This is a genomic window from Vreelandella zhanjiangensis DSM 21076 (assembly GCF_000377665.1).
GTDB classification, from domain to species: domain Bacteria; phylum Pseudomonadota; class Gammaproteobacteria; order Pseudomonadales; family Halomonadaceae; genus Vreelandella; species Vreelandella zhanjiangensis.
The window spans coordinates 234210-260013 of record NZ_KB898647.1; the positions used below are offsets into that span (position 1 = coordinate 234210).

Annotated in this window: 18 protein-coding genes, 1 tRNA gene and 2 pseudogenes; 11 read left to right on the forward strand and 10 right to left on the reverse strand. The window is 53.2% G+C overall.

The genetic code is table 11. From position 1 onward, the window contains the following. Positions 1-22: 22 nt before the first annotated feature. From D467_RS0105305 to D467_RS0105315, 3 genes are all read right to left on the reverse strand, one after another. Positions 23-937 carry a LysR family transcriptional regulator gene (locus tag D467_RS0105305; protein ID WP_018916474.1) on the reverse strand — a complete coding sequence of 305 codons (915 nt, stop codon included), beginning with the start codon at positions 935-937 and terminating at the stop codon, positions 23-25. A gap of 180 nt (positions 938-1117) precedes the next feature. Further along, positions 1118-3175 (reverse strand): TonB-dependent receptor domain-containing protein, encoded by a 2058-nt coding sequence (locus D467_RS0105310; protein ID WP_018916475.1) that lies wholly within the window; start codon positions 3173-3175, stop codon positions 1118-1120. 344 nt (positions 3176-3519) lie between these two features. Continuing rightward, positions 3520-5730 carry a TonB-dependent receptor domain-containing protein gene (locus D467_RS0105315; RefSeq protein WP_018916476.1) on the reverse strand — a complete coding sequence of 737 codons (2211 nt, stop codon included), beginning with the start codon at positions 5728-5730 and terminating at the stop codon, positions 3520-3522. Between the two features lie 244 nt (positions 5731-5974). Between D467_RS0105315 and D467_RS0105320 the strand changes: the two genes are divergently transcribed. The 4 genes from D467_RS0105320 to D467_RS0105335 are packed head-to-tail and all read left to right on the forward strand — an operon-like array spanning position 5975 to position 9871. Further along, positions 5975-6898: an ABC transporter substrate-binding protein gene (locus tag D467_RS0105320; RefSeq protein WP_018916477.1), complete on the forward strand. Its 924-nt coding sequence runs from the start codon at positions 5975-5977 to the stop codon at positions 6896-6898. Further along, positions 6895-7908, forward strand: a complete 1014-nt coding sequence (locus D467_RS0105325; RefSeq protein WP_018916478.1) for a FecCD family ABC transporter permease — start codon at positions 6895-6897, stop codon at positions 7906-7908. Before D467_RS0105320 ends, D467_RS0105325 begins: the two co-directional genes overlap by 4 nt. Before the next feature lie 8 nt (positions 7909-7916). Then, complete coding sequence (locus D467_RS0105330) at positions 7917-9065, forward strand: FecCD family ABC transporter permease (protein WP_018916479.1); 1149 nt, start codon at positions 7917-7919, stop codon at positions 9063-9065. After that, positions 9062-9871 (forward strand): ABC transporter ATP-binding protein, encoded by an 810-nt coding sequence (locus D467_RS0105335; RefSeq protein WP_018916480.1) that lies wholly within the window; start codon positions 9062-9064, stop codon positions 9869-9871. Before D467_RS0105330 ends, D467_RS0105335 begins: the two co-directional genes overlap by 4 nt. 19 nt (positions 9872-9890) lie before the next feature. Here the strand turns inward: D467_RS0105335 and D467_RS0105340 are convergent, their stop codons facing one another. Next, positions 9891-10481, reverse strand: coding sequence for a hypothetical protein (locus D467_RS0105340; protein WP_018916481.1), 591 nt, complete (start codon positions 10479-10481; stop codon positions 9891-9893). A 112-nt stretch (positions 10482-10593) separates the two neighbouring features. Between D467_RS0105340 and D467_RS0105345 the strand changes: the two genes are divergently transcribed. After that, positions 10594-10670: transfer RNA gene (locus D467_RS0105345), tRNA-Ile, on the forward strand. A gap of 172 nt (positions 10671-10842) precedes the next feature. On the opposite strand, the pseudogene nadS reads toward D467_RS0105345, so the two are convergent. The 3 genes and pseudogenes from nadS to D467_RS0105360 all read right to left on the reverse strand — a co-directional run bounded on the left by nadS (position 10843) and on the right by D467_RS0105360 (position 13590). Beyond that, positions 10843-11127: pseudogene (gene nadS, locus D467_RS20135) on the reverse strand (NadS family protein). Then, positions 11124-11453 (reverse strand): type II toxin-antitoxin system RelE/ParE family toxin, encoded by a 330-nt coding sequence (locus D467_RS0105355; RefSeq protein WP_018916484.1) that lies wholly within the window; start codon positions 11451-11453, stop codon positions 11124-11126. Before D467_RS0105355 ends, nadS begins: the two are co-directional and overlap by 4 nt. A 106-nt stretch (positions 11454-11559) precedes the next feature. After that, complete coding sequence (locus D467_RS0105360; protein WP_018916485.1) at positions 11560-13590, reverse strand: NADH:flavin oxidoreductase; 2031 nt, start codon at positions 13588-13590, stop codon at positions 11560-11562. A gap of 143 nt (positions 13591-13733) precedes the next feature. Here D467_RS0105360 and D467_RS19055 point away from each other — a divergent pair, with 143 nt between their 5' ends. The 4 genes from D467_RS19055 to D467_RS0105390 all read left to right on the forward strand — a co-directional run bounded on the left by D467_RS19055 (position 13734) and on the right by D467_RS0105390 (position 20625). Next, on the forward strand, positions 13734-14420 hold the full coding sequence (locus tag D467_RS19055) for a TetR/AcrR family transcriptional regulator (protein WP_018916486.1): 687 nt from the start codon (positions 13734-13736) through the stop codon (positions 14418-14420). Further along, complete coding sequence (locus D467_RS0105370; RefSeq protein WP_018916487.1) at positions 14383-15168, forward strand: pyrroline-5-carboxylate reductase family protein; 786 nt, start codon at positions 14383-14385, stop codon at positions 15166-15168. The genes D467_RS19055 and D467_RS0105370 overlap by 38 nt, the downstream gene beginning before the upstream one ends. 1294 nt (positions 15169-16462) lie before the next feature. Then, entirely contained in the window at positions 16463-19357 is a 2895-nt protein-coding gene (locus D467_RS20070; protein ID WP_018916490.1) for a DUF8426 domain-containing protein, read from the forward strand. Continuing rightward, a complete protein-coding gene (locus tag D467_RS0105390) occupies positions 19354-20625 on the forward strand; it encodes an McrC family protein (RefSeq protein ID WP_018916491.1) in 1272 nt (423 codons plus the stop codon). The genes D467_RS20070 and D467_RS0105390 overlap by 4 nt, the downstream gene beginning before the upstream one ends. Before the next feature lie 284 nt (positions 20626-20909). Here the strand turns inward: D467_RS0105390 and D467_RS0105395 are convergent, their stop codons facing one another. The 3 genes and pseudogenes from D467_RS0105395 to D467_RS0105400 form a co-directional block, all read right to left on the reverse strand. Next, the gene (locus D467_RS0105395) at positions 20910-22475 is read right to left on the reverse strand and encodes an endo-1,4-beta-xylanase (RefSeq protein WP_244147804.1); all 1566 of its coding nucleotides are present in this window, start codon (positions 22473-22475) and stop codon (positions 20910-20912) included. A gap of 274 nt (positions 22476-22749) precedes the next feature. Beyond that, positions 22750-22842 (reverse strand): annotated as a pseudogene (locus D467_RS20235) (hypothetical protein); the annotation flags it as partial. Between the two features lie 57 nt (positions 22843-22899). Continuing rightward, positions 22900-23823, reverse strand: coding sequence for a LysR family transcriptional regulator (locus tag D467_RS0105400; protein WP_018916493.1), 924 nt, complete (start codon positions 23821-23823; stop codon positions 22900-22902). 283 nt (positions 23824-24106) lie between these two features. Between D467_RS0105400 and D467_RS0105410 the strand changes: the two genes are divergently transcribed. Both D467_RS0105410 and D467_RS0105415 read left to right on the forward strand, forming a co-directional pair. Beyond that, positions 24107-24913, forward strand: a complete 807-nt coding sequence (locus D467_RS0105410; protein ID WP_018916495.1) for an aldo/keto reductase — start codon at positions 24107-24109, stop codon at positions 24911-24913. Between the two features lie 38 nt (positions 24914-24951). Further along, positions 24952-25746, forward strand: coding sequence for an SDR family NAD(P)-dependent oxidoreductase (locus D467_RS0105415; RefSeq protein ID WP_018916496.1), 795 nt, complete (start codon positions 24952-24954; stop codon positions 25744-25746). The last annotated feature ends 58 nt before the right edge of the window (positions 25747-25804 follow it).

The following is a 25804-nucleotide window of genomic DNA, read 5'->3' on the forward strand; positions in this document are numbered from 1 at the left end:
GCAAGGTAAATAGATAAATTGATTAAGTAGCGCTTACCGGTATACGCCACTGCTTTGGTGCGTGCTCGCGCAGAAAATCAAGCAGTGCGTTGGTGCGCCGAGACTGATAGCCATAGGCATAAAGTAGCGTGATAGGCAGTGGCGCTGGCTCCCAACCCGGCAGGCAGTTGATTAAATCGCCGGGATGATGTTGCTCCCGCCTTTCTACCAGCCAATGGGGCAGCAGCCCTATGCCCTGGCCACTGGCAATCGCATCAATATGCAGTGCGGTTAAATCTACCCGCAGGCGCGAACGGGGCGGAGTGAACAGGTACTCGCCATGTTCTGAATGGCTTAATAACAGCCCATTGGGTGCGCTATCTAGTAAATCAACCCATGCATGGTGTTCAAGCTCATCTGGGTGGGTTAGCGCGCAGGCCCCGGCTAAATAGCGCGGGCTGGCATATAGGCCGCGGGTTAAATGGCCGAGCCGTTCCTGATTAAGGCCGCATTCGTGCGTATGGCCAAGCCACACGTGCACGCTATTGCTGTGCATCTTGGAGGGCGGGGTTTCGCGTGTATGAAGGGCCAGCTCTACCTTTGGGTAACGATTTAAAAACGCGTTGACGGTTTCTGACATCCAGCTGCGTGCCAATGCGCCATGCGCCTCAAGCGTAACGAGACCGCTGATCTCTTCGCGCAGCTCCGCCAGGGCTTCTTGGCTGTGATTTGCCATTGCCAGCAGTTCAGTACAGTACGTATGAAACAGTAGGCCAGCTTCAGTAGGAATCAGCCGGTTAGCCTGGCGCCTTAATAGCGGTTGATTGAGCCGCGCTTCCAATTGGCTGATGCGGCGGCTCAGGGTCGATTTGGCTAACCCCAGCTTTTGGGCACTGCGTGTCAAGCTACCGGTTGCCATTACGTCAGCGAAAGCAGCGAGTTCGTCAAAGTCGTACATCGTCAGATCACACAGCAATTAAGGATGGTCTATTGTGCCACTTAACATCGGGGATGCAAATAATATGCATTTCAGGCTTGGCGGTTAGCTATATTTTATAATTAAAGTTGGATAAAAATGAAAAGGCCCCGTGTTGAGCGGGGCAAAAGAACCGAGAATGTCCTGCCAGTTAAGCAGCCCTTAGAAGTCAAACGTAAGGCCCAGGTTGTACTGACGGCCATCCAGTACAACGCCATACTCATCGTTGGTTACTTCTTTGTTGGCAATGTTATAGATGCCGGCTTTAACCTGCGCGCGGTCAGTCAGGCTATAAACCAGGCCAGCATCGACAAAACCATACCCTGGCGTGCCGTCGTCCATGCTGGTGCGTGACAGGTAATCGCTCGTGGAACCGCGATAATTACCTTGGGTCCACAGATTCAACTCAGGGGTTGCCTGCCAATTCACCGCGAGATTGAACATATGCTCGGGGATCTTGTTCAAAGGCTCGCCAGCAAACTCACCTGATTTCTGTTCTGAGTCGGTATAGGTATAGCTGGAGCTCAGGCGTACATCCTGGGTAACGTCGTAATCGAATGTGAACTCTACGCCCTGCATTTGCGCTTCGTCGATATTGCGGTAGGTGCTGATGAACACATACTCGTTACCGGCGTAGGGGCACTCCCAGGTGGATGGGTCGCTGCGATCGGCATTCGCCGTGTTGCAGTAACGGTCTTCCGCGATCTTGTCCTCAAACTGGGTATGGAACAGCATCATGCTTGAAGTAAGGCGACGATCATCGCTGGTAAAGACAAACCCGGCTTCATAGTTGGTGCTGGTTTCAGGATCGAGATTTTCATTACCGATAATCAGCGCGCGTGCATGGGGGGCCGGAGAACCACCACCACCGGTGCCTCGACCAAAGCCCTCAGTGGCCGCGGCAAGGCCAGGCTGGGAGTAGCCGGTAGATACACCGCCCTTGAACGTCCACTCGGGCGTCAGGTGATAGTTGGCATAGATACGTGGAGAAAGATGGCCGCCGAAGAGCTCGTCGTCGTCGTAACGCATACCGGTTGTGACACTGAAGGCATCCGTAAGACTCCACTCCATCTCGACGAACAGCGCGGCAATCCAACGGTCAACGCTGCGCATGGCGTTAGGACTATTACCGAGGAGCCCGTTGGTGTCGTCGACCAGATCTTCTACCCGGTACTGACCGCCAAAGGTCAGCATATGGTCGCCCCAGAAGTAGGTCGACTGGTTATTGAATGTGGTGACTTGTTCGCGCTTCTCATCGGGAGTGGTGTTTACCCGCTCTGAAATATCATGCTGCAGGTAGGTGTCTGACATAAAGGCGCCATACGTGCCTTTATGGCCTAACGTAAATACATCCTTGTCATAGCGATAGGTGCTAGCGCTGGCAGGATTGCCTCGGCTGTCAATTTCCGGAACGCTTCGCCCAGGCGTGTGGGTGAATTCTTTGGTGGAAGCGGTATAGCCGAAGCTGTATTCGTTCAGCTCATCTGGGGTCAAAACGAGTTCGGCGCCGATCTGGCGCGTATCGCTGTCCGGCGTGCTTTCAGCGTTGTCACCTCCGCCCTCGTAATCACTCTCTTCCGTGCCGCGCCAGCTACCATGCACGCGTAAGCCGAGCAGTCCTTCGATCAGAGCACCCCCAGTATAGAAGCTGATCTGTTGCGAGTCGTTGTTGATATCGTTGAGCGAGTGGGTATATTCAGTCGTCACCTGGCCCGACCATTCATCCGGCACGCGTTTGGTGATGATGTTGATCACACCGCCCATTGCCTGCGAGCCATAGAGCGAGGACATGGGGCCACGGATGACTTCAACACGTTCAATCATTGAGATGGGCGGAAGACCGATCTGTTTGCCTCCGTCCTGCCCATTGGTATTGACGGCTCGTCCGGCCGAAATGGGGCGTCCATCGATCAGGTACAGCGTGTAGCTATTGTCCATTCCGCGAATGCTGATGTCCTGCGCTTCACCCCCACCGGTCACATAGACGCCCGGAATATTTTTAACCGCATCGGTAATATCGCTATAGGACTGACGGTTCAGTTCTTCAACGCTGATCACCGAAATACTCGCAGGCGCATCCGCAATGGACTGCTCAAAGCCCGAGGCAGTGACCACAACCGGATCGAGCGAAGTGTTTTCCTGAGCGATAGCAGCGGCAGTGATGGCCATCGAAGACAGGCTGACAGCCTTAGCCAAAGCGCGACGTGAAAAATAAGCCATGTTTTTCCCTTGAGATGATATTGCTTTGTGCTTTTATGAATAGCGTTAACATATGGTATTTATTCTCATATGAGATTTGTATTCTATTGTTAAGAATTCCATAAATCGAGGGGGAAACCATGAACATGGCGTTGTTATGTACGCAACTGTAATAAATTCGTAAATTTTTAGTGACGGTTATGTAATGGTGCGTCGCGGTCTGTGGAGATGACGGTTGGGTCGTCTAATTAAACAGCCCATAAAAAAGCCCCGGTACTAGGCCGGGGCATCCAATCAGCATTGAAACAATAAGTGGAACGTTGCGAGCGATTTTCGAAGAGCGATTTCTAGTGAACTATCGACGGTTAGAAGTCATAGGTTGCCGAAACCCACAGGCTGCGGCCATCAAGTGCCACGCCGTCAGTGGCACGGCCTGTCTGGGTATATTCATAAGCAATGTAAGTATCACCGTCGTATTGATAAGTGTCGTACGCGGAGAAATCCTTATCAAAGAGATTATAAATGGTGCCGGCCAAACGAACGTTGTCAGAAACCTGGTAGGAGCTGCGCAGATTAAACAGTGTGTAGCCATCCAGGTTATTGCCCAGTTGATCGACCAGGGCAGCCGATGAGCCAGATACACCACTGCTAAAGCGTTCGCGTGAAGAGTAGTACTCTCCTTCCAGAGCAGTGCTCCAACGATCGTTGATTGCCCAGTTAAGATCGGCCGTCAGCTTGTGCTTGGGCGCATTGGTGAGCGCCTGGCCTTCATTCTCACCAGATGTGATTTCGGTATCGGTGTAAGTATAGCCACCGCTGATGCTCCAGGCAGGTGCAAACTGGTAGCTACTGGTCAGTTCGATGCCGCGGGTTTCCGCCCGATCAACGTTGATAGACTGACCGAAGCTGTCCTGCTGGGTAAAATTACCCACGCTCAGACAGTTAGCGACATTGGCAAACGGCTGATTACCATTGGAATCGATGAATTGGCAGTTAGGCAGTTCGTCACCGTCGGCGATGCGATCACGGAACTGAGTGAAGAAGGCCGTGGCACCTACAGAAAAGCCATCGAGGTTGTCGTAAATGGCGCCCAGCTCATAGTTGGTGCTTTTTTCAGGCTTGAGGTCGGGAGAGCCGAGGCTGATCGACTGACCCTGATTAGTGAAGCCATTAATGCCATTGTGAAGCTGGTTGAGCGTAGGCGTTTTGTAACCTTGGCTAACGCCGCTTTTCAGTGTCCAGTTATCCGTGGTTTCCCAGACCAGATAGCTACGTGGGCTAAAGTGACCCCCAAAAGCATCATGGTGCTCGTAACGCCCACCCAGCGTTAGTGCCAGGTCGTTACGCAGAAACCACTCATCTTCAAGGAACATTGCCCAACTTGACTGGGAAAATGTTTCGTTACCTGCCGTGCCATCCTTGAGTTCGGCATCAATGTACTGGCCGCCGATGGTGACCATATGGTCATTCAGCGGCGCAACAAATTTGCTGTCGACCACGATATCGCGATTTTCCAGAAGGCGTGATTCGCCTCCTTGGGCGACATAACCGTAGTCGGGAGCGTCACCCGCAGGCAGAGTGCGCCCAAGCGATTCGGTAAAGTTGTGAGTAACGCTACTCTCCAAGGTGCCTGCGGCGTATCGGCCGGTGTGGCCTACGGCAATCTGGTCGCGGTTAAAGCGCAGTTCATCTTCATAGCCGAAAACCTCGCTTGGTTGAGGAGTTGAGCAGTCATTACGTCTCAAACCGTCCAGGCTGCCCAGACGGCAATCTGAATTGTCGTAAACCTGGCGGGAGCGTTCGGCATCCAGCCACAACTCATTGGTATCATCCGGCGTGATGTTCAAGCGCCCGCCAATCGAGTAGATGCGTGCTTCAGAAGGACGCGGGTCGCGCCCTACACTGTTTTCCACCATGCGCTCAGAGCTGTCGCGATCATATACGCGGCCACGGAGCTGTAGGCCCACAGTGTCTTCGACTAGCGGACCTGAGGCATAGAGATTGATCGCTGAGTCGTTGCCCGCATCGCGATCCTGTTGAAAGGTGTTCTCTACCGTGACGGAGCCTGCCCAGTCGGTACCCACGCGGCGGGTGATGATGTTGATAACACCGCCCATGGCATCCGAACCGTACAAGGTCGACATTGGGCCGCGAATCACTTCGATACGCTCAATTGCTGAAAGCGGCGGCATAAAGCTTGTTGAGGTTTCACCAAAACCGTTGGGCGTAACATCGCCGGAGGTATTTTGGCGACGGCCATCAATCAGAATCAGCGTATAAGCACTTGGCATGCCGCGGATGGAGATGTTGTACCCGCCGGTTTTACCCGTGCCGGAACGCACATCGACACCTGGTACATCGGCAATCGCCTCAGCGATATTGGAGAACTGCTTTTGCTCTAATTCTTCTCGCGTTACCACAGAGATACTCGCAGGGGCGCTATTCAGCGACTGCTCATACCCAGCAGCGGTAACCACCATATTATTAAGCTGAGTATTTTCCTGGGCATTGGCCGCTCCGGCAGCAAACCCAAGAGCAACAGCGCTGGCTAAAGCATTACGAGTAAAGCGTGGCATAGCGATCCCCCATGTTTATAATTTACTTGCTAATGATATTTATTATCAAATAAGGCGGGGATTCTAAGAAGAAAAGTTCCCATACGCGAGTCAATACCAAGGAACAATTTGTTGCAATAATAGCAACGCTTTCAGTAATGTTTGGTGTTGCTATAAATGGAACAAACTATTCTATGAAATAGTACTGCATTTGCTTTTGAGAATCGTTACTATTAAAGAAATAAATTAACAGTAAGGGTACACAATGCTGCGTACAGTACTGCGCCTTAGCCTGACCGGTGTGTTATTAAGTAGTTTGGCTGCCAATGCGCAAGCGCGGGAACTTGATACCGCGTTCGGCGAAGTGGCAGTGCCCGACACGCCAGAGCGTATCGTGACGCTCTACGAAGGCGCACTGGATGCATCAGTCGCGGCGGGTGTCACGCCGATTGGCGCAATTGCGACGCGTGGCGGCAACGAAGTGGCGACTTACATGGGTGAGCACATCGATACCAGCCAGTTGGAAATGGTAGGCGTTGCCCGTGAAGCCAACATTGAAGCTATCCTCCGCCTGCAGCCGGACCTGATTCTTGCCGCTCCCCAGCTTCCTGAAGAGCAGTACCGTCTACTTTCCCGCATTGCTCCTACTGTTGTGCCCAACAGCACAGGTCTTTCCAAGGAGGGCTGGAAAGATGAATCACGCATTTTCGGCCAGGCTCTGGGTAAGGACGCTGAGATTAATGAGGCGCTTGAAGCCGTTGAGCAGCGCGCCGCTGAACTTAATCAGCGCCTTAGTGAAGCCAAGGTTGGCGGCACCGCTTACATCGTACGCTGGATGCCGGCAGGCCCGATGGTCATGTCGTCAGAACTGTTCTCGACCGGTGTTCTTGCCTCTGCCGGATTAACGGTTGATGACCAGGGTCTGGTTAAAGAGGACAGTGCACACAGCGATATTTTGAGCCTTGAAAACCTTTCGCTAATTGATGGTGACTGGCTGTTCCTTGCCACGCTCAACGAAGAAGGGCAGCAGGCTTTAGACGCCGCCAAGCAAAGCAGCGCCTTTACTCGCCTGAACGTGGTGGAGCAGGACCACGTGGTGCCCGTCAATGGTCAGGTCTGGAGCAGCGCATCGGGCCCCTTGGCCGCGCAGGCACTTCTTGACGATATCGAAGAAGCCTTATTGCCGTGAAGGTTGCGCTGATAACGCGGCGTCTTGAACAACGAACGCTGCTCGCATTACTACTCACCGCCCTTGTGGCGGTGAGTGTCGTTAGTCTACTCGTTGGCGCCGGCACCGTTTCGCCTTCTCAGGCGCTTTCGATGCTGCTGGGCAGTGATGACAGTGAGGCGTATTTCGTGGTCTGGGAGCTGCGTGCGCCGCGTACTCTGATTGGCATTGCTGTGGGTATGGCACTGGGTGTATCCGGAGCACTGCTTCAGGCGGTGGCGCGCAACCCGCTTGCCGAACCTGGCCTATTGGGAGTAAGCGCAGGCGCCGCTTTTGCCGTGGCGCTGGCGTTGGTGCTGGGTGCCAGTGCTGCTACGCTGCGAATTTCCGTCGCGCAGTTAGGCGCGCTTGTGGGATGCCTGTGCGTATTGGGCGTCGCCCGCTGGCGCGGGGTCGGTAATGATCCCATACGCCTTGTACTGGCCGGGGCTGCCTTTTCTGCACTCCTGGGTGCAATGACATCCATGATACTGCTGTTCGATCAGCGCTCGGCCGATGAAGTGCGCTTCTGGGTCATTGGAAGCCTGGCCGGGCGTCGCCTGGAAGACCTGTGGGCCGTTTTACCTTCCATGGCGTTTTGTACCGTGCTTATCGCCCTGATTGCCCGGCCTCTTTCGGCGCTGGCGCTGGGTGAGCGCATGGCTTCAGGGCTTGGCCATCATCCCCAGCTTATCCGTGCAATGGTGGTTCTTTGTGTTGCCCTGCTGGTGGGCGCGGCAACGGCGATTGCCGGGCCAATCATTTTTGTGGGCCTGGTCGTGCCGTTTATCGCCCGCGCCTTTGCCGGACCGGATATCCGGCGTACCCTATGGTTCTGCCTGCCGATTGGTCCCTTGATTATTTTGGCGGCTGACATCATTTCGCGTGTAGTAGTGTCGCCTTCTGAGCTGCCGCTCGGCGTGCTGACCGCCTTGTGTGGAGCGCCTGTGCTGATCGCCGCCGTACGTGCCCGCCGGTTACCCATGTTATGAGCTTGCCTATGACGCTGCGCTGGTTAAAACCTGCCTTCCGAAAACAGGGCGCTGCCGCGCTGGTATCTAAACACTCTTCCATAGGAATAGCAGCGCATGATGACGTGCCGGTAAAACCACCCAGCGGTTACTGGCGGTTGGGGGAGCGTAGTGGCAGTGGTGTCAGTATCCTGATTGAGCGGCGCGCGGTTTGGGTCAACAGTGTACTAATACTGGCGCTGGTTTTGGCCGGTATTACCTATCTCTGCCTTGGCAGCCTGACCCTCGGTCCGCGTGAGGTGATCAGCGCATTGGCTGGGCAGGGCGATATGATGACCGGGTTCATGGTGCAGGAGCTGCGCCTGCCGCGGCTTATAGCGGCGTGTCTCACCGGCGGAGCATTCGCGCTGGCGGGTATCCTTATGCAGACCCTGGCCCGCAACCGGCTGGCGACACCGGGCATTATTGGAATCGATAACGGCGCCACTGCGTTTGCGGTGGCCTCTGTGGTGGGGATGAGTGTTTCATTGGCGCCCTCTGCCATGGCCTTGACCGGCGCGGTTACCGCCGCCGTACTGACCTTTGGGTTGGCGGCAGGCAGTGGCACCCAGGGCTACCGTTTTATTGTCGCGGGTATCGGCGTGGGGGCCGTTTTTGGCGCGATCACTCAGCTGCTGCTGGCGCGGGTAGCGATTGATACCGCCAACGCCGCTTATCCCTGGACGGTCGGTTCACTGAATGCCCGTTCCGGTGGCTCGGTTCAACTGCTGGGTATTGGCTTGGCGCTGGGTTTTGTGGCGGCATTGGCGCTGGCCCGCTCGCTGACGGTTTTACGCTTTTCAGAAGCCACGGCCAGCGGGTTAGGCATCAATACCGGCGCACGACGTATTCAAATATTGCTGCTCTCGGTGGTTCTCACGGCACTGGCTGTAGCCGTGGCCGGGCCTGTGGGCATGGTGGGGCTAATCGGCCCTGAAATTGCCCGGGCGCTGTCTACTCCGCGCCATGTGCCGGTGGTCGCTGCTACGCTTGCCGGCGCGTTAGTGATGGTACTGGCAGATCTGGCCGGGCGCACGCTATTGGCGCCCATTGAGCTTCCGGTAGGGATTGTCACCGCAATTATTGGTGGCCCCTGGCTTTTATGGATTTTGATGCGCCCGCAACGGAGTCACGCATGAACAATTTTCGAACCCCGCCGACCCTTGCCACCGAGGCGCTGGATATGGGCTATGGCACGCGGCGGGTTATCGACGGCCTAGACGTGATGCTGCCCAGCGCTAAAGTGACGGCGATTGTCGGGCCTAACGGATGTGGAAAATCGACCCTGCTGGCAGGGCTCGCGCGCCTACATAAACCCGATGGCGGAAACGTATTGCTTAACGGTGAGGATATTCAGCGCCTGCCGTCGCGCCAGCTTGCCACGCAACTGGCGTTACTGCCCCAGGAAGCCGTTGCTCCCGAAGGGCTGACGGTCACCGAACTAATTCGTTTTGGACGCCAGCCGCACCAGGGCTGGCTACGCCAATGGTCGGCGGAAGACCAGCGCGTTGTACAGCATGCGCTGACCGCGGCGGGGCTTGAAAATTTGGCTGATCGGCCCATCGATGCGCTTTCTGGCGGCCAGCGTCAGCGCGCCTGGATCGCCATGACCATCGCCCAGCAAACCCCGCTTTTGCTGCTGGATGAACCTACCTCGGCGCTGGACCTGGGCCATCAGATTGAAGTGTTCGAGCTGGTGCGCCACCTGGCAGGGCACGGGCGCACCGTAGTGATGGTACTACACGATTTAGCCAGCGCCTGTCGTTACGCCGATCATTTAATCGCCATGTGCGATGGCAAGATTATCGACCAGGGCGCACCCGCCACAGTGGTTACCCCTCAGCTGGTACGCAAGCTATATCAGGTGGATTGCACGCTGCTGTCTGACCCTGATACCGGTAGCCCGTTACTCGCAAACGTGCGCCGGGCTACCGAACCTGCTTGAAGGAGTGGCGCGCAGAAAACTAGCGGTTGATCAGCAGGGCGTCCAGCGTAATGGGAACGTGGTCATCAATTTGCTGATAACCCAGCATGGTAAGAAGTGTGCGAACCGTACTGTTAGCCATTAACGCCTTGCCATCCAGCGCCATCGGTTCTGCGTGAGTCACCCGCACCTGATTCAAACCTTCACGAGTAAAGCGTAAGGGCACCGACTCCTCCTGATTCACCATATCGCTCTGTACGCGAAAGTTAATGGTCTCGACCAGCGACTCATTAATATCCAGCGCATCTAGCCGCTCCGGTGACATCTGTCCAACCAGAGTGACCAGGGTAGTATTGGAAAGCAAAGCGACCCACGGCGGCAGGTCACTAAAACGCGAAAGCAGGTCGGTCTGGCTGAGTTTCAGCGGCAAGCGCAGTGTGCCATCCGGCGAAATATCCCCCTGTAGATCGCGCACCTGATGATGATGCGTTTGGGGCGTCGCCCCGTTTAACTGGGTAATTGCCGCCTCAACGCGCGACTGACCAGGATCGAGCTGCCAATCTGCCTGAACAGGCACCGTTAGCAGCAGCGGGAAAAGAGCAATCAAAGCTTTCAAGGCGCGTCTCCGCATAAAGGACTTCCTTCAAGACCCACAATACTGCAAAAAGTGCCATTAGTGCGCCAAGATACGCGCGTAGGGGTAGCCTCGCCCCGCCACATTCGCTATTATATGCACGCTTTTCGGGCCTATAGCTCAGTTGGTTAGAGCAGGGGACTCATAATCCCTTGGTCGTAGGTTCAAGTCCTACTGGGCCCACCATTTCTATGTTATCTGCTTCTTCAAAGCAGGGGATTATGAGTCCCTTGGTCCTTGGCTCCCCGCCGCTTGTTTTATCTATTTATTGTTTGCATCTCTTTTGCGCATGGCTGACGCTGAAGCAGCGCCTCCGGATATGTATGATATCTACCACTTATTAGATTTTTTTAATATGCTAATGCGAAGCCTGTTCATTGAAAAAAGCGGGGCTGCCCTGAATCGTCGCTAGTACCTTCGCTGCCAACCCAGTAGGGTTACGGCGCTTGGTTGCCCAGCTTTTAATGGTGTCCACACTGGTCCCAATAGTCTCTGCAAACTATGCTTGAGAGACGTGCAGCTCGGCTCGAATGGCTCTAATATCGGCTACTTCATGGCGTGTGATGCGGCTCGCTTGCGCTTTGCCTTGTTTAATTTCAATGGCTTCCTGCAGCGATGTTTGGAGTTCGTCAAAAATGCTCATTTGGAAACCTCCTCTTTTAATTGGTGGGTCAGTGTTTTCAGTGCGGCCTTTTCAGCGAGCGTTAAGCTGTCCTTCACGCTCTTGGGGTGGGCCTGTATCAAGTAGACTCTTTCTACCGTTGCTAAGAAGTAAATAACTTTAGCTCCACCGCCTTTTCCTTGGTTGCCCAACGCTATACGGATCTTTCGCAGCCCGCCAGTGCTCTGAATAAGGTCACCTTTATCGGGTTGAGCAATAAGGATACGTTGCAGTTCCTTCAATTCATCGTCAGTGGCAATGGTCTGAATCTGGCGCGTGAGCATTGGGGGCACGGTCAGCTTTGTCATACCCCATCTTCTAAGTATTTTAGCGAAGCTACAGCGTTATGCGACTGGCTGCTACGCCTTCCAAATTAGTTAGCTGCCAACGGCGGCTAACTCTCGCGCCAGGCCCTTACAGATCTTTGATGATGCGCAGCGCATCATAAATTGCGGCGTGGGTATTGCGGTGCGAAATGGCATCCCCAATTCTGAACAGCTGGAACTTGCCTTCGGTAGCGATAGGCTGTGGCGTGCCCACAATGAGGTTGTCATAGTTGACGGCCCCTTGGTTGCTCGACAGCGGCTTCAGCTCTTCATATAGATCGGCCATGGGCAAGGTGCCGAAATTGACGACGACTTGGTCTACGCGCCGCTCTTTAGCAACGTTTGTGTAATCGCTGCTGACCGAGGCAACTAGCTCACTGCCGTCACGTTTGATGCCAGTTAGACGGAAGGTGGGGGTGAACGTGGTATCCAGCATTTGTAGCGTACGCATGTAAGGCACCAGGTTCATGGCCATGACTTCCGGCGCCAAGGCGCGGTCGGCTGTCATGTATTCGACCTTGCCGCCTGCTTTGGCAATAATCTCAGCCGCTTGCAGAGCGGTATGGTCGCCTGCATCGTCATACACCAGCACGTTGTTGCCTGGCGTCACATGACCTGAGAGCAGATCCCAGCCTGTGACGGCCAGCTCGTTGCCCTCTTGAAGTGCCTCTTCATTAGGCTGCCCGCCCGTTGCCACAATGACCACGTCCGGTGATTCGGCGAGCACTTCATCCTGTTCGGCAAAGACATTGAAGTGAAACGTGACACCCATGGTCTGACAGCGCTCAAAGCGCCAATCGATGATGCCCATCATTTCTCGACGGCGCTCGCTCTGTGCCGTTAAACGAATTTGCCCTCCGGGGGCATCTGCCGCTTCGAATACGACGACTTCATGACCGCGTTCGGCAGCCACGCGGGCGGCTTCTAGTCCGCCGGGGCCTGTGCCAACGATCACCACCTTACGTTTGGTATTGGCAGGGGAGATGGTGTGGGGCATGGTGGTTTCGCGCCCAGTTGCGGCGTTGTGAATACAGTATGCAGCGCCGCCCTGATAAATGCGGTCCAGGCAATAGTTGGCGCCCACGCAGGGGCGGATCTCTTCTTCCCGGCCTTCGATGACTTTCTTCATCAGGTGCGGGTCGGCCATATGGGCACGGGTCATGCCGATCATATCGACCTTACCGGATGCAATCGCATGGCGAGCCGTCGCAACATCCTGAACTTTGGCCCCATGGAAAGTGGGGAAGTCGACTTCGCGCTTAATATCACCTGCAAAATCCAGATGTGGCGCGCTGGGCATGCCTTGGATAGGAATTACGTCCGTTAGACCTGGGTCGGTATCGATATGCCCTTTAACGATATTAAGGAAGTCCACCAAGCCGCTGTCTTTCAATCGGTGCGAAATGACCATGCCATCCCGGGCATCGAAGCCGCCGGGTAAGCACTCGTCACCGGTATAGCGCACGCCAAGTAAGAACTTCTCACCGACACGCTCACGGATGCTTTGGAGCACTGCAAAGGTGAACCGTAGTCGGTTATCCAGGCTGCCGCCATACGGCGCATCAAGCTCGTTGGTCAACGGCGACCAGAACTGATCCATTAAGTGGCCGTACGCCTGAATCTCCATGCCGTCCAAGCCTGCTGCGTACATACGCTCGGCGGCGTCGGTGTAATCCTTGATTAATCGCTCAATATCCCAAAGCTCGGCTTTTTTCGGATAGGCACGGTGAGACGCTTCCCTATGATTGGAGGCTGATACCGCAGGCAGCCAATCGCCTTTGTCCCACCGGGTGCGGCGGCCCAAGTGTGTTAGCTGAATCATTACCGCCGTACCGTGTTCGTGGCACGCCTCGGTGAGGTCGCGCATCCACGGCACCACTTCATCTTTATAAGCCAGAATGTTGTTAAACACCGGCGGGCTGTCTCGGGAAACCGCTGCCGATCCGGCAGTCATGGTCAGGGCAATACCTGCCTTGGCACGTTCAACATGATAAGCCCGGTATAGCTCTTTAGGCATGCCATCTTCGGGGTAAGCCGGTTCGTGAGAGGTCAGCATTACCCGGTTTTTCAGAGTTAAATGTTTGAGTTGTAACGGCTGGAGCAAAGGGTCGTTTTTCACGGTCGTCTTCCCTTGTTGTTTTGATGGTTGACACAAGCTAGCCTTCACTGTACATATTTGTCAACCTAGTTGACAGTGTTGTACATAAATATGACAAGCTTGCTGTATGATCGATTGCATCGCCATGGCAAAGAGAGAAATACGTGAAAAACGGACACGCCTCGATTAACCAAACTGCTTGGATTGATGCTGCTTACGAGCTGCTGATTACCTCGGGAGTCAGTGCAGTCAAGATCGTACCGTTAGCTAAGAAATTAAAAACATCGCGCACCAGTTTTTACTGGCTATTTAAAGATCGTGAAGAGGTGCTTGCTGCCTTGCTGGAGCGGTGGGAGCGACAAAATACTCAGGCCCTAATTAAGCAATCAGAAAAATATGCATCTTCCATCGTGGAAGCCACGCTCAATATCTTTGATTGTTGGTTTGACCCGGCGGTATTTGATTCTGAGTTCGAGTACGCCATTAGAAGTTGGAGCCTGCAGGATCAAGCGGTTGCTACGCGTGTCAGCCAAGCCGATAGCCTGCGGCTACAAGCGCTCCAAGATATGTTTATTCGCTATGGCTACGACACACTGGAAGCCGATACCCGTGGGCGTACGGTGTATTTGATTCAGATCGGCTACATCTCGATGCATACCCAGGAGACGCAGGATACGCGGATCGCTCGAGTAGCTCAGTACATCAATATTTTTACTGGGCAGATGTGCACCCATGCCGATCTTGAGCGGTTTGCTGCGCGGCATAGAGCGCGGTTTACGCCCGAAGAGATGGCGGCTCAACAGGAGATGACAGATGAAACCGACATTAACGCTCGGCATTATCGGGGGTAATGGCTGGCTGGGGAGTGCGCTGGGTCGTTGCGTATTGGCTAGTGGGCTTATCGCGCCAAGCCAGCTGGTGGTAACGGCCAGTCGGCAGCATAACCGCTATCAGGATTGGCCAGGCGTAACCTGTGTTGAGAGCGCTGATGCACTGACTGAAATTGCTGAGATCATTGTGGTGTCTGTTCGGCCTGAGCAGTTTTCCCAGCTTACGCTTTCGCTTGAAAACCAGCTGGTGATTTCGCTAATGGCCAAAGTGCCAATGGTAGCGCTTGCTTCAATAACAGGCAGTGATCGAATCGTGCGTGCCATGCCCAACGCAGCAGCAGCGGTAGGGCGCTCCTATACCCCGTGGTGCGCAACGCCAAGCTTGAGTGCGGCTGATCGAGACTTCGTTCAGCGTCTGTTTTCTGCCTGTGGCGTAAGCGATGAAGTAGAAAACGAATCGCAAATCGATTATCTGACTGCGCTAACGGGCAGTGGCCCTGCGTTTCCTGCGCTGTTAGCTGATGCGCTCATCCATCATGCCATCAAGCAAGGAATTTCTCCGGAGGTAGCCCAGCGCGGCGTACTGCACACGTTGTCAGGCGCTAGCCAACTGATGTTGGAAGAAAACGCGTCGCCCACGGAGATGGTTGCCCGCTTTCTGGATTACAACGGAACTACCACCAAAGGCTTGAATGCCATGCTGCAGCATGGTTTTCGGGAGGCGGTACAGCAGGGGATTGAGGCCGCCTACGGTGCCGCCAAGTCCTGACCGAATGACGCGTAACAATAAATGCTTTAGCAAACGCCCAGCCATGTAACGCATTCAACACATTATAAAAAAGGAGAGGGTATGAATCTTCAAAAATAAACGCCAAGCAGTGTGGGGTCCTTCAGATAAGCCGACTAAACGACGATGGGGTTAATAAAGCCCCTGATTGAATAAACGGCCCCTTATTAATAATAAACCGTAGCGCTATCGCGTGCTGTCAGACCTGCTTGGTGTTTAAAAGGAGACAGTTCCATGCTGGATAACAATAACGCAGTCGTGATTACCACATTTGCTCTTTATTTTGTCTTGATGCTTGTCATTGGTGCCCGTAACGTTGTCCCCCTTAGTGCCAAGGCAATTTCGGTACATTGCCGATCTTCCAAATTTTTCGTTAGTTTCCTCAATGTCTCTTCTGAAAGCTGATAGACCGTTATTCTAAGATCGGCAGTTTCACTACTGCTAAAACCTTTTGTACCAAACGTGATGCCTAATACTGAATACGCCGCACTGAAGATGAAAGGGTAGGCGGTTTTATATTCAGCTTAGTGCTCCAAACGAATGACGCTTGAAGCAGCGCTAAAGCGCTACTTGGCCGATATAATCCCTACCAAGAAGCCCTGCAGCCAGAAAAGCGAACGCCATGCGGCGAATACGCTTATAAAACATTTGGGAAAATATTCTTTAGCAGTCCTCACGCCAGAGCGTATCGCTATCTACCGCGACAAGCGTTTAAACAGTTTGGGACGCCGAGGGGAGCTAATCAGCCCCAATACCGTGCGCCCACTCGACTGCTGCAACTTGGTGTTTTTCGGTGAGCCTGGCAAAGAAGGCAAACAGAGTCCTTAGGTTTATACGAAGGTTTGGAATCAGGCCAAGAGAATGGTTTGATGTCGAGCTTGATACCATACGGCAAGTGGTTACCAGAATTGTCGATGGCAGCATTACTAAGCATCGGATGGATAAAACCATTGGACGATTGGTTTTGAAGAAAGGTGGGGAGTGACTGCATATCTTGCCAGTGTGCTTATGAAAAACGGAATTGATGTACGCAGCGGCTTAGTACGCACGAAAGTATGCGCGGAATTAAGGATTATGGTAGGGAGCCAGCGCCGAAGTTACCAAGGTGGTTACCACATAAACTTGGGTTTGAACGCGTAGGTGCCGGCAAAGAAATATGGCGTCATTCAAGCGTGGTATCCACGGAAATCAAGGTAAAACATGAGACGCTCTGCACGAGTCCTGAATCTGCTAGCTCTAGTAATTTACTACTTTAAAGAACAAACGAGACAATGATATGAGTCGAATCACCCCAGCCGAAGCTTATCAAATATGGGATCGTTTCCTGGAGCAGTGGCCATTAGAGCACCTCGATAAAATGAGCCTTGAGGAGTACACCTTCGCAGGCGATACCAGTACCTTCACTTATTGGATAGAGAGTGAAACTGAAGCATTGGGCTCAATTTGGGGAGGCTCTGCTTTTAAGTTTGGAATTTATTCACGACGAAACAAGTCTCCGCGCACAAACAACGCTCGTGCAACTTATAACGATATTTACGGCTGGGGAACGAAGTACGGTGCAACCCCGGATGTAGCGTTTGAAGCGGTACGCACAACTGTCGCTGAAATAGCTAGAGCGGCTCGTTCCGGTGATTTAAACGCAATCGACCAAGCTAATCTTGGTGTAGCTACAAAATGGAAAATCGCATTTCTCTATCAAGATCGTAACAACCCCTGCGTTTTGCCTTTGTATCGAGAAGAGTCATTGCGCATTGTCAGCGGGGCCGTGAAAACAGCCTCTCCTGCGAGCATGCATAAAAGCTTGCTAGCCGATCGGAATGATAGTGACATTTTTGAATACGGTCGGCAGGTTTGGGAGAAGGCCTCGAAGCTCCTTGCAGAGCAGTGGTCAGGGCAAAGAGCGCTACAAATCCTGCAGGAGCATGAGGACCTGGTTCCCTATAAAGAATCGACGGACAAAATTGCTGGTTTTAAGCTGGACGATGACCGTCAACTGGCTTTGGACCTTTCGGCAAAAACACCTGCGCTTTATCTTCAGCCAGGTAACTGGTTAGAAATTGCTAATCACTTTCAATCCAAAGCAAAGGAATATGCTCCGGAAGATAGCCGCAACAGCAACCTACAAGCTAATGCTCCACAATTAGCGCAGGGAAATGCTGCAATAAAAATATCAGTATCTGATGAAGAAGCTCTTTACGACTTGCTTGCTGCTTACCTCGAGCTATCAAGCAAGCATTCGTCTTCTAGCTCATCTGGTAGTGGCTCTTTAGTTTTGTCCAAACAACCTCTTAACCAGATCCTTTTCGGTCCTCCCGGAACAGGTAAAACGTACAACACTGTTAATAAATCATTAGCCATTCTCGCGCCTGAGTATTTGGCCCAACATAACGATGACAGAGCAGCCTTAAAGGAGCGTTTTGATCAGTTACTTCAACAGGATCGCATTAGATTCATAACTTTCCATCAAAGCTTCAGCTATGAAGATTTTGTGGAAGGTTTAAGTGCAAGTGTCGATAAAGATAGTAAACAGCTTAACTATGAAGTCGTAGATGGTGTTTTCAAATCGTTCTGTATCGCTGCGGCTGCAAAAGTAACGCAGCGCGCGGAGGCGCCCACGGATTTAGGTAAGCGCAGGGTATGGAAGATGTCTCTTGGCAACACTTTGGGAGAAGATGCTTCAATTTATGATGAGTGTATTGCAGGCGATTATGTGCTACTGGGGTATGGCGACGGTATTGACTTTACAGGCTGCAAAAGCCGACAAGATGTTCAGGAGCGCTTTGCTGCCGCTGGTGTCATGCCCGAAAACCCCAGCGTTGATTACGGTATTACGAGTGTTACGACCTTTTCAACCCGAGTGGCGAAAGGGGATCTAGTAGTTGTAACAGATGGGAATTTTAAATTCCGAGCCGTGGGTGAGATAACCGGCGACTATGAGTTTAAGGCCCATGCAGATTATGAGGATGGCTACTCACAGCTGCGTTCAGTCCGCTGGCTACGCCAATATCAGCCGTCTCTGCCTCATACGGAGTTGATGAATAGTCAATTTAGCCAGATGACACTTTATGAGCTTCGTAGCCCTGCTTTAGACAGGGAAAAGTTGCATAGACTTCTGAGTGAAGAAGAACATCTGGCCACTGAGGATCCAAGCTCGGCAACATCGTTTCAAATAGGCCAGGTTTTCGGCAAAGATTATTCGGTGCTCAGTGTAAGTAGCGATATTCTGGAGCTAAAGAAGCCAAACGGGAAGCAGATTGGGCTGGCCATGAATATGCTGCGCACACTGGCAGCGTACGTCCGAGAAGGCAGAATCGATATCGAAGATATTCGGGCGAAGAAAGTCTTCGAAAAGGTTCCTGAATCATTATTAGAACCTTACCTTGTTCATGGATATAACAATGTTTTACCACAACTTGTGGAGCACCTGCTCCAGCCGTCCAAGATATTAACTCCATCAACAGTATCAGAAGATATTTCTCACCCTGTTGATGCCCGTGTGGTAATCATCGACGAGATCAATCGTGGCAATATTTCGCGAATCTTTGGTGAGCTGATCACGCTAATCGAGCCCTCAAAACGGGCTGGTGGGGAAGAGGCTCTTTCGGTCACGTTGCCCTACTCCAAGAAGGCCTTCACCGTTCCCTCAAACGTTTACATTATAGGCACCATGAACACGGCTGATCGCTCTCTGGCAGGTATGGATATAGCTCTCAGACGCCGATTCATGTTCAAAGAAATGCCGCCTAGGCCCGATCTCCTGGTCGATATACATATAGAGGGCGTGAGCATTCACAAGCTGCTTCAAGTAATGAACCAACGCATTGAGGTTTTGCTAGACCGAGACCATTGCTTAGGGCACTCATACTTTCTGTCACTCCACGAAGATAGAAGCCTGACACGCTTAGCAGGTATTTTTCGAAATCAAATTTTACCTCTGCTACAGGAGTATTTTTTCGAGGATTGGCAGCGCATCAGCTGGGTTCTGAACGACCAAGCGGCTATTGCTAAAGGAAGTCACCCTTTCATTCAACGCCCACCGAGCGAACAAAGTCTGCATAAGCTTTTTGGTAACGAAGTTGCTAGCCAGCTAAACGACCAGCGGTGGCAATTAAATGAAGTGGCATTCACCAGTATTGAGAGCTATAGGAATATTCTGGATGAGATGCCGTGAATAAACGGCTAATTACTATTCGAGAGTACGCCCGGCTGACGACCGAGACGGTTACGTCATCTTTGGACCTTGCTCAGGTGCCTTCCTCTGCATTTGACTGGCTCTGTGATGTAAGCTCGAACTTCTCACGCCGTGGTGCCCAACTACTGCAGATAGAGGGGCACCGTAGTCTTATTTGGGATAGCTATGTAGGTGTATTGGAAACACCTTGCGGAATCATCCTGGAGATTTTACCTAAGCATTTTGAGCATGAGGATTGCGTTCAACAAAGCCGAGCCTTACTGCGCCGGATGATTCAATCTGCTTTGTACTTGAAGCCGCGCCAAGTTTCAGTCACCGGGCTTGAACTCTTTGAAGCACCACTAAGCGAGTGGGTGATGAGTCAGTACCTTTCGGAACTCGACCGCTTAGTAAAGAGAGGCCTCCGTTTTGATTACCGACGTGTTGAGGAGGAGCAGCGTTTTCTTCGCGGCCAGCTCAATGTAGCAGCACAAATACGCCAACCGCCTGGCCGGCAACATAACTTCCAGATTCGACACGATATCTTCTCACCAAATCGACCAGAGAACAGACTACTAAAGCTCGCACTTGAACGAGTTAGTAAAGCGACGCGCGATAGTAATAACTGGCGTTTGGCCACAGAATTGCGCGCTCGGCTTCAAGATGTACCTCGTAGTATCCAGGTTGAGCTCGACCTAAAGGCTTGGCGCCGTGATCGCTTGATGAGCTACTACCAAGCCGTGAAGCCTTGGTGTGAGGTGATTCTTAATCAGGAAATGCCACTTGCAGTGACCGGAGAATGGCAGGGGATAAGCTTACTATTTCCTATGGAAAAGTTGTTCGAAAAATATGTTGAAAATTGGCTGCGCAATCGGCTTGGAGATGGGTGCCAAATCAAGTCTCAGGCCTCAAGTTTTTCCCTATGCAAGCACAATGAAGAAGACATCTTTTGTTTAAAGCCTGACATCTTATTGGAGCGCGGAGGTCAGCGCTGGATTTTAGATGCCAAGTGGAAACGCTTGAATCAAAGTGATCGAAAGAAAAACTACAATCTGGATCAAGGCGATTTCTACCAACTTTATGCCTACGGACAGAAATATATGGATGGCAAAGGGAAGCTTGCACTCATATATCCTAAGCACCGGAATTTCAGTTACCCACTTGAGCCTTTCGACTTTGACGAGAGCCTGCAGTTGTGGGCACTACCGTTCGATTTAGAAAAGGATCAGCTAGTCGGCGTTTCTCTGCCTCTTCTTCCGCTGCTCTAGTCGCTCCGGTGAACTCAAGGCCGATATAACCCCTACAAGAAGCCCAGCAGCCAAAAAAGCGAACGCTATAAGGCGAATGCGCTTATAAAGCATTTGAGAAATATTCTTTAGCAGCCCTCACGCCAGAGCGTATCGCTATCTACCGCGACAAACGTTTAAACAGTTTGAGGCGCCGAGGGGAATCGACGCTGGTCGATGATCTTCTCACGCTCAGCTACCTGAATATCAGTGTTCTAGATATTTCACCCGAAGCGATTCAGGCGATGTTCTTAAGATCATTCCTTTCAGAGGCGGGTAAGAGAACTTGCCATCTCGTCCAATTTATTGGAAAGCGCTTGGTAGGACAGCTTGGGTCGATACTGGGCATCGTAAATCAGCCCGTTACCATGCCCGCAATAGTTATACCACTCGTTAAGCGATGACCAGCGATCAGTGAAGCCCCACATGGTAAATGAGTGCGCCCCTGCTTCGATGCACGCTTCCAGGTAGGTCGCGTACCACGCCGCTACCGCTTTCGGAGTGGTGGCAAAGATCTGGTGCTGGTTGATATCCAACTCTGATACCCGTACCTCAATGCCAATGGCATGGAAGCGAGCGATCGCTGAGGTCAAGTGCGTCTTGCTGACCGACGTACTATCCGCATCCCAGGAGGCCTGGTACTCAGCATTCACGTCTTCGTGCATCTGCAAGCCAATGCCATGAATGGGCACGCCGGCGGTTTGCAACTCGACCACGAGATTGAACAGGAAGTCCTGTTTGTCACCCGCTTCTTCACAGCCCCACTCGTTAATGAACAGCAATACGTCCGGATCCACTTCATGAGCTTTACGTAATGCCCGTTCAATGTAGCCACGTCCTAATGCCTGGAACCAGACGGAATCACGGAGCTGGTCTGTCCAGTCCAGGAATGGCTCGTTGATCAAATCGAAAGAGACCATGCGGCCCTTATAGCGACCGAACAACATCTCGATATGCTCATCGAGGATCTCACCTACTTCGGTAGCGGTGATGGTTCCATCGAGCCAGCCATCCCACAGCCATTGCGGGGTCGCTTCGTTCCACGCCACCGTGTGACCATGCACGTCCATGCCATTACGTTCGGCGTAGTCGATCAGCTTATCCGACTCATAGAAGTCGTAGACCCCACGGGCAGGCTGGATGAACTGGAATTTCATGCAGTTCTCAGGGGTGATCTGGTTAAACTCATTGCCCAGAATCGTGCGGTACTGCTCATCGAACACCATCGGGTAGGTGGCCACCGCGGTACCCATGCGGAACTTACCGGCCTTGTCACGCAAGGTGCCCGCTGTCTTAGGCACACTACGCACAGGAGTCTCTTCCACGGTACCGGTAGTGGTGATCTCGGTGACAAGAAACGTCGCACCCACGTTCGCTTCATCCAGGCTTAGATAAACCACCCCATCGTCAAACAAACCCAGGTCCGACTGGCGGGTAACTTCCATACCGTTGGTCAGGAACACAAGCTCGGTGCCCTCACGCTTGAAGGTATAAATCACATTGGTACCCACACTGGCAGCAGCATTCCCCCCCTCGGTATTGTCAGGATGGGACAGCGACCAGTAACACCAGTCACCATTGACGATTTGGGCCTTGAAGGTACTCAGCGCGTAGTACCACTCATCCTGCACCATCGGGATAACCCCGTGGAACATGAAGTAAGTAGAGTTGGCGGCGGACAACGTAGCGGTGATATTGATCTCAAAGTCCCCCGCCATCTGAAAACGCATCGCCAGGTTAAGAGAGGGGTTGTGTACCGGTGCATTCTCAGAGTCAGGCAACGGCGACAGCTTACGGTCTAGGCCTTCAAACAGCACACCATTAGATTGCACGATGGCCCCAGAAAAGCCTTCCCACAAAGTTAATGGAGAAGAAGTCACGGGAATACCTCCAAAGAAATGAACCAGTGCGTAGTAGGTCGTATAACATTGAGACGCTAGGTGGCTTTGTGGCTCAATTCCGCTACCCACCGCCCGCCATTACGATATTTCTTATCGTGATGACCCTCAGTTTGATCTTAATCTCGCCACATAAGCAGCCTTTATTGTTTAACAACAAAATTACAAATGCGTCTTCGGCCGGGTCTTCGCCAATAGCACTGCTTGATTAGCCCATTGCTTTATACCACCGCGCAGTATCCTCGACACTCGCTATGTCTTTACCCCTGCAATGGAGGATATCAAGGGTGACCAACAGTTCTAGCCGTAGGCACTATGTTTGATGGTTCGGGAGAGTGAGCAAACCTTAAGTTTCTTCCTAAACGGCATTCAGCTCCCTACGGACGAACTCTCGAAAGACACGCACTCGCGCCGGTGCCTTCTGGCCATTCAGACTGATCGCATAGAGTTGGCCTTCCGATAGGCTCCAATCCGCCAGTACTGGTACTAGAGCTCTGGAGGCAACATGGGCCGCTGCCACCAAGTCGGGAATGGGGCCAATCCCGGCACCCGCTATCGCCAAACGCAACACACTGGCATAGTCACTGGTACGAATGCTCGGGCGGATCACCACCTCGTGTGTGCGGCCTCGGGGGCCCTTCAGCATCAATTGTGCGGCCCCCGTAAACTCACGTGAGATGACAAAATGATGCTCTGCAAGCGCGGCGGGTGTATCACCTGACCATCCGTTCGCCTCGAGATAGTCCGGGGAGGCATAAAGCCCCACGCGCAATTGAGCTACCGATGAGGCACGGTAAACCATGTCCGGAAGGTTCCCGTCTTGCGCTCTCAGGGCCAGATCGATGCGGTTGGCTGCAAGATCCAGCGGTGTGTCTGTCAACAGAAACTCAACGGTAATCTGGGGATGAAGTGTCCGGAATTTTGCCACTATGGGGGGCAACAACTCTATTCCGATATCCACCGGGGCTGTCACACGCAGATGCCCCTGCGGAACGTCCTGGGATTGGCGTGCGCCTTCTGCGGCATCGTCCAGCCACGCCAGGGCTTCTCTCGCCTTGATATAAAAGGCGGTGCCTTCCTCCGTTGGAGAGACCGCCCGAGGAGCGCGTGCCAGCAAGGCCACGCCAAGCCGATGTTCCAGCCGTGATAGTCGACGACTGATACTTCCCTTGGTCTCGCCCAGCTGTCTTGCTGCGGCCGAGACCGTTCCAAACTCGGCTACCGCGCAAAACGCGCGGATGTCTTCTAATGCCCCGCCAATAGTTTCCAATTCATCAACCATGGGTTCCTCTTCTCGTGTCTTACGCTTATATAGAAACTACTTCACACTATTAGCATGGCCTAGTCAAAGCGCTTGGGTGATCGTCGGTATGGCCCAGCCGCTATCAAGTTTTTTGGATGAGCGAGACGGTCAATCTCGAACATACCAAAATCGGTTACTACATTAATACTGCCCTTAACCCGGCGCTTGTCGTGCCACGGGGCCCTGAGCTGGACCTTGAGCGAGCGCATGATTGAGATAATCTGTCCGGAAAAGGGATATATAAACGCACTGGAGCGGCTTGATGAATACCTTACTTCCCCCGATTGGCTTTGGTCTTGATGAGCTAGACGATCAACAGGTCGCCCAGTTGATTCCCGCCGCCTGGCAGGCAGGTTTTCGTGCCTTCGATACGGCCCAGCTTTACGGCAACGAGGCCGCGCTCGGCCGTACCCTGCGCGGCATCGGCATGGATCGCGATGCGGTGTTCGTCACCACCAAAGTGATGAATAGCAATTTCTCTGAAGCGCGTTTTCTACCTTCGATTCAGGAAAGCCTCGAAAGGCTTGAGCTGGATACAGTCGATCTGCTGTTGGTACATTGGCCCGGTCACGGCATGCCGATCGAGCGCCAGATTGAGCTATTGAATGAAGCCCGCGCACGCGGTTGGACGCGCCATATCGGCGTCAGCAACTATAACGCCACCCAGCTTGCCCGCGCAGTCGAGATAAGCAAAGCACCGATTGCCACAAACCAGGTCGAGATCCACCCCTATCTTGATCAATCTACGCTTCGCCAGCAGGCACATAAGCTTGGCGTGCCGCTGACTGGGTTCTTCGTGATGGCGATGGGGGCGGTGCCGCGTGATCCGGTGCTTGCCCGGATCGGCGCGGCGCATGGCAAAAACGCGGCACAAGTGGTCCTGAGATGGGCGCATCAAAAGGGCGACGTGCCCCTTACCCGCACCACCAAGCCCACGCGCATCGCGGAGAATATCGCCATCTTCGATTTTGCCCTGTCACCCGATGAGATGGCCATGATCGATGGTCTCGCGCGTAGGGGCGGCCGCATCCTCAGTCCGGGCAATCTTGCCCCTACGTGGGACCAGTAACATCAGCCTCATATAAAGACGAAATAAGGAGACAGTTCATGCAGATCGACTTGAAAGGAAAGCGCGCCATTGTCACCGGATCAACCGCCGGAATCGGCTTTGCCATTGCCGAGGGGCTAGCGCGGGCCAGCGCCGAGGTGGTGGTCACGGGGCGTAAGCAGAATACCGTGGATAGCGCCGTCGAGAGCATCGGCAGGGCTGTGCCCGGGGCGCGCCTATCGGGCGTTGCCGCCGATCTTGCCACTGCCGAGGGTGCGCAGGCATTGATGGCCGCCATACCCGATGCAGATATCCTGATTAACAATCTGGGCATCTACGGCGGCTGCTCCTTTTTCGACATTGATGACGCCGCTTGGGAGGAAAGCTTTCAGGTGAATGTGATGAGCGGCGTGCGCTTGGCGCGGCACTATGCCAGAGGAATGCAAGAACGTGGCTGGGGTCGCATCCAGTTCATTTCCAGCGAATCGGCACTCAATATCCCTACAGAAATGGTGCACTACGGTGTCAGCAAAGCAGCTATGCAAGGCGTCTCCCGCGGGCTGGCCAAGGTGCTGGCCGGAAGCGGTGTGACGGTCAATACCATCCGGCCCGGCCCGACTCGCACGGAAGGGGCCATGACGATGCTTACAAAGCTCGCTGAAGAGCGTGGCGTCTCGGTCGATGAGGCGGAAATCCTGTTCCTTGACGAGAACCGCCCCTCGACGCTGCTCAAGCGCTTCGCGACGCCGGAGGAAGTGGCTAACCTATGCGTCTATACAGCTTCGCCCCAGGCCAGCGCCACCACCGGAGCGGCGCTGCGCGTCGAGGGCGGCATCGTCGAGAGCATTGCCTGATTAGCTGACCGGCACCGAATAGCAAGCGGGGGAGCACTGGATTGGACAAGGTGAGATT